6 protein-coding genes are annotated in these 5412 nt (G+C 63.3%); 2 read left to right on the plus strand and 4 right to left on the minus strand.

From position 1 onward, the window contains the following. The 3 genes from QOD90_RS19860 to QOD90_RS19870 all read right to left on the minus strand — a co-directional run. The coding region (locus tag QOD90_RS19860; RefSeq protein ID WP_526352546.1) for a DUF5078 domain-containing protein at positions 1-305 on the minus strand (305 nt) is incomplete at its 3' end. 14 nt (positions 306-319) lie between these two features. Continuing rightward, positions 320-3244 (minus strand): MMPL/RND family transporter, encoded by a 2925-nt coding sequence (locus QOD90_RS19865; RefSeq protein ID WP_526352547.1) that lies wholly within the window; start codon positions 3242-3244, stop codon positions 320-322. After that, entirely contained in the window at positions 3241-3669 is a 429-nt protein-coding gene (locus QOD90_RS19870) for an MmpS family transport accessory protein (RefSeq protein ID WP_526352548.1), read from the minus strand. The genes QOD90_RS19865 and QOD90_RS19870 overlap by 4 nt, the downstream gene beginning before the upstream one ends. Positions 3670-3862: 193 nt before the next feature. Between QOD90_RS19870 and QOD90_RS19875 the strand changes: the two genes are divergently transcribed. Beyond that, positions 3863-4255, plus strand: coding sequence for a DUF732 domain-containing protein (locus tag QOD90_RS19875; RefSeq protein ID WP_526352549.1), 393 nt, complete (start codon positions 3863-3865; stop codon positions 4253-4255). Between the two features lie 81 nt (positions 4256-4336). On the opposite strand, the gene QOD90_RS19880 is transcribed toward QOD90_RS19875, so the two are convergent. Then, a complete protein-coding gene (locus QOD90_RS19880) occupies positions 4337-4612 on the minus strand; it encodes a hypothetical protein (protein ID WP_526352550.1) in 276 nt (91 codons plus the stop codon). A 292-nt stretch (positions 4613-4904) separates the two neighbouring features. On the opposite strand from QOD90_RS19880, the gene QOD90_RS19885 reads away from it, so the two are divergent. Continuing rightward, positions 4905-5412: cutinase family protein (locus QOD90_RS19885; protein WP_526352551.1), on the plus strand; the 508-nt coding region annotated here is incomplete at its 3' end.

Consider the following 5412-nt stretch of genomic DNA (forward strand, 5'->3'; position numbering starts at 1 on the left):
GAATACTGCCGGCGGCCGACCGCGTCGAGGGAGAAGAACCAGTGGATGCGGTCGAAGGCCTGCTGCTGGACGTCGGCCGGTCGGTTGCTGCGGTCGATCATGTACCTCTCGAAGTACACCGGGCTGGTGTCCCTGGCCGCCTGCAGGTACTGCTCGGCATCGCAGGTGGTGACGATCAGTCGATGCGGGATCGGGAAGTCATCGGTGGCGTCGGCGGCCGCCGGGCCGGCCAACGCCGTTGCGGCGAAGCCGCAAGAGGCGGCCGCCAGTGCGCCGCGAAGCGCGATGTTGCGCAAGCTCTTCATCATGAATTCTCTCCTCAGGCTGTAGGGGCTGGTTCGGAATGGTTGGCCACGCTCGGCCACGGCTCGGGCTTGGGTCGCTGCCTCACGTGCGTCGGCCACCAGAACCACTTGCCGAGCATGGCCGCGATGGCCGGTGTCATGAACGACCGAACCACCAGAGTGTCGAACAACAGGCCGAGCCCGATCGTCGTGCCGACCTGACCGATGATCGTGAGGCTGCTCACCGCCATCGACGTCATGGTGAACGCGAACACCAAGCCTGCGGAAGTCACCACCGATCCGGTACCGCCCATGGATCTGATGATGCCCGTGTTGATTCCGGCGTGTATCTCTTCCTTGAATCGCGACACCAGCAACAGGTTGTAGTCCGCCCCGACCGCCAACAGGATGATCACGGACATCGCCATGACCAGCCAGTGCAGCGGGGTGTCCAGGAAGTGCTGCCAGATCAGAACGGACAACCCGAAGGACGCACCGAGGGACAACACCACGGTGCCCACGATCACGGCGGACGCGACGACCGCTCGGGTGATGATCAGCATGATGATGAAGATCAGTGCCAGCGAAGCGATTCCGGCGATCAACAGGTCGAATACGTTGGCGTCGGACAGGTCCTTGAAGGTCGCCGCGGTGCCGGCGAGGTAGATCTTCGAGCCCTCCATCGGCGTGCCCTTGATGGCTTCCTTCGCCGCCTGCTTGATGGCATCGATGTGCGATATGCCCTCTGAACTCATCGGGTCGCCCTCGTGGCTGATGATGAACCGCACCGAATGCCCGTCCGGCGAGATGAAGTTCTTCATGCCCTTCTTGAACTCGGCGTTGTCGAAGATCTCGGGTGGCAGGTAGAAGGAGTCGTCGTTCTTCGACGCATCGAATGCCTCACCCATGGCGGACGAGTTGTCCTGCATCGCCGCCATCTGATCCGACATACCCTTCTGGGTCTGGTACATCGTCAGCATCATGACCTTCATCGACTTCATGGTCGCCAGCATCGGCGGCAGCGACGCCATCAGCTGCGGCATCAATCTGTCCAGCGCGTCGAGGTTGGTGACGAGACCGCCGAGTTGATCACTCAGCGCGTCGATGCCGTCGAGCGTGTCGAAGACCGACCGCGTCGCCCAGCACAGCGGGATGTCGTAGCAGTGCGGCTCCCAGTACAGGTACGCGCGGATCGGTCGGAAGAAGTCGTCGAAGTTCGCGATGTTGTCGCGGAGCTCGTTGGTGGTGGCGACCATGTCCTTGGTCTTCAGGGTCAGGTCATGCGTCACGTCGTTCAGCTGCTTCATCAGGACCAGCATGTGCTCGAGGTTCTCGATCATGCCCTGCATCTCGTCGGCCTGCTTGAGCATGCTGGCGAACGAATCCTGCTGGTACTTGAGGTTCATCTGCTGAGTCGTGCCCTGCATGCTGATCTGGAACGGGATCGAGGTGTGCTCGATCGGCGTTCCCAGCGGGCGGGTGATCGCCTGCACGCGTCCGATGCCTGGCGTCTTGAAGACCGCCTTGGCGATCTTGTCGATGACGAGGAAGTCGGCCGAGTTGCGCAGGTCGTGATCGCTCTCGATCATCATTAGCTCGGGGTTCATCCGAGCCTGGGAGAAGTGTCGGTCGGCGGCCGCGTAGCCCTCGTTGGCTGGCAGGTCTGCCGGCAAGTAGTGGCGGTCGTTGTAGTCGGTCTTGTACCCGGGCAGGGTCAGCAGACCGACCAGGGACAACGCAATCGTGGCCACCAGAATCGGGCCTGGCCAGCGGACGACCAGGGCGCCGATCTTGCGCCACCCGCGGGTGCGCAGTGCCCGCTTGGGCTCGAGGAGGCCGAACTTGCTCGCGATCGTCACGACCGCGGGTCCGAGGCTCAGTGCGCAGAGGACCACGATGACCATGCCGACGGCGAGGGGAACGCCCAGGCTCTGGAAGTAGGGCAATCGGGTGAAACTGAGGCAGAAGGTCGCCCCGGCGATCGTCAGGCCGGAGCCCAACACCACATGGGCGGTGCCGTTGAACATCGTGAAGTAGGCGTCTTCCTTGTTCTCGCCAAGACTTCGCGCTTCCTGATATCTGCCGAGCAGGAAGATCGCATAGTCCGTCGCCGCGGCTATCGCGAGGGTGACGAGCAGGTTCGTCGCGAAGGTCGAGAGACCGATGATCTGGTGAAAGCCAAGGAAGGCGACGATGCCCCGGGCCGCGGCGAGTTCGAGCACCACCATGACGAGCACGATCAACACGGTGACGATCGAGCGGTAGACCAGCAGCAACATCACGATGATGACGGTGAACGTGACGCCCTCGATGAGTGCCATGCTCTTGTCGCTGGCGATGTGCTGATCGGCCGCGAGCGCGGCCGGCCCGGTGACGAAGACCTTCACGCCGTTCGGTGGTTTCAGCCCGTCGACGATCGTCTGCACGGACTCGACGGATTCGTTGGCCAGGGCCTCACCCTGATTGCCCGCGAGGTACACCTGGACGTACATCGCCTTGCCGTCATTGCTCTGCGAGCCCGCCGCGGTGAGTGGGTCGCTCCACATGTCGTTGACGTGCTCTACGTGCTTGGTGTCGGCCTCGAGCTTCTTGACCATGCCGTCGTAGAAGTCGTGTGAGTCCTGGCCCAGCTTGTCCTGGCCCTCCAGCACGATCATCACGGAACTGTTGGACTTGAATTCCTTGAACGTCGTGCCCACGTGCTGCATCGAGATCACCGATGGCGCGTCGTTCGGGCTCATCGATACCGATCGCATCTTGCCGACCTCTTCGAGCTGAGGCGTCACGAAGGGCATGTTCATCAGGGCGATGATGACGATCCAGCCGAGGATGACCGGTACCGCAAGCGTGCGGATCAGCCGCGGCAGGCGGTGTCGCGTCGGATTCACCGCTGGACCCGTCGTCGGGATGGCGTCCGTCGTCGGCTCGCCGTCTGGCGCTCGGTGGGTGGGTCCGGTCATGCGTTCTTCGCAAGGCAGAAGGTCTGGGCGTTCACACCGTCGGTCGTCCTGGTGTCCTTGACGACGTCGTCGACGGTGATGCGGCAGGAGATGGAACTACCGTCGCCCTGGGCCACGATGTTCGGCAGTACCGATGGGGCGGTGGTGCTCAACGTCAGCGACCACGGCAGGGCAGCGGCGTCGACCCGCACCGGCTTGGAGTCCAGGTCCAGGTAGTTGATGTCGGCGTAGGACCCAGAGCCGAAGATCTCGTACTTGACGACCTTCGGGTTGAACGGCTCGGCGTCGTCGGCGAAGTTCTTGGGCGTTACGAGGATGGGATTCATGCCGAAGAACGTGCGCACGCGATGCACGGTGAACCCGGCGATCACGACGACGATCACGATCACGATCGGTATCCACGCTCTTCGCAAAACCTTGGTCATGACCCCTGCCCAAACGGTTACCTGAGATTGAAATGAGAGATTAGCCTATATAACTGTATTGTGGATAACCATGACGCGCGCTCGATCGCTCAAATGAGCGTGACGTCGAGCACTGCCGCTCCGCCGTGTGATCCAGCCAACTCGGATCATGCACTCGCACAACATATTTGACGATCAAGGATAGGATCCGGCCATGAAGGCTTTGACGCGAACTGGAATCGCCACTGCTATTGCCGCCGTCTCGCTGGCTGCGGCCGGGGCGGGGATTGCGCAGGCCGATCCGGACACCGACTTCGGCAACGAGCTGCACGTCTACGGCATCTATGGTCCGAAGGACTACAACGCCTGGATCGGCAAGATCGAGTGCAAGCGGTTGCGTACGGGGCTCGACGCCAATGCCGCCGAGGCGGCGGTGTTCCTGAAGACGAATCTTCCGAGGGGTACCTCGGAGCAGTCGATCTACCAGTTCCTCTCCGCGGGCATCAACTACTACTGCCCGGACCAGCGTCCCGTGGTGGACAGCCTGGCCGGAGTACCCCAGGCGACGCCCACTCCCGGAGGGGCGCTTCCGGCCGAACAGGGCTGACCTCTGGGGCGCTCGGTCAACCCCACCAGAAACACCGCTCATCGCAGCGGTGTTTCTGGCGTTGACGGGCAAAGCGACGCGTTAGCCGCCACCAGTGTTGATGTTCGAGGACAGGGTGAGGAACTGACCGTTCTTCCAGATGCCCCATCGTCCGCCCCACATCGAGGTCCACACCACGGGCTCACCGTCGAAGAATTCGGCCGTCTTCCGCGGTGCGTTGGGCGGTGGCACCTCGCCCTGGCCCGGCGCCGGCGGGGGCGGATCGGCGCTCGCCACGATGGAGCCCGCGCCAAGCACGGCGACGGACAGGCCGACCGCGACCGCGACGGCAGATAGCGTGGTTTTGATCAAGGTCATCGGTGGCTCCAGCGTCGGCGGCGGTCAAATACTTAGTAGGCATAACCACGTTACTTCATCGGCCAAGCAATCGGGGCACCAAGCCACCGCTTCGATACGTCGCCACCGAGCCAGAAGTCAACGTTCCGGGACCCGCCGGCCATCCGTGAATCCGACATCGGTGCAGGTGACATGCATCACTTGACAACCCCGGTATCGAAGCTCGGGGTTCGGCACTTGTAGTAGCCAGTAGCCACCTCTACGCAGAAGCGATGGCGACACAGCCAGGGAGGACTACCTCGTGACCACCTCAATGATTGCCCGCACGGCGTTCGCCATTCTCGCTCCGGCGGCCGTTGCCGTTGGCCTGCTCGCCGCTCCCGCGGCGACCGCGAACGCCACCGATGACTCGTGTGCTGCCGTCGAGGTGGTCTTCGCCCGCGGCACGTTCGAGGCCCCCGGCGTTGGTGCCACCGGACAGGCGTTCGTCGACGCCCTGACCGCCCGCCTGCCGGGCAAGACCGTCGACGTGTACGGGGTGAACTACCCCGCATCGCTGGACTTCGGCCAGGCTGTCGACGGAATTACCGACGCCAGCAACAGGATTCAGTCGATTGCCGCGCAGTGTCCGTCCACGAAGATCGTGCTTGGCGGCTACTCGCAGGGTGCAGCGGTGGCCGGCTACACCACCGCCAGCGCCGTCCCCGCCGGATTCACGTTGCCCGCAGGCCTCGCAGGTCCGATGCCCGCGTCGGTCGCCTCCCACGTCGCGGCCGTCGCCTTGTTCGGAACCCCGGACGACTGGTTCCTGGGGCTGGTCA

The organism is Mycobacterium sp., assembly GCF_032161845.1.
Classification (GTDB): domain Bacteria; phylum Actinomycetota; class Actinomycetes; order Mycobacteriales; family Mycobacteriaceae; genus Mycobacterium.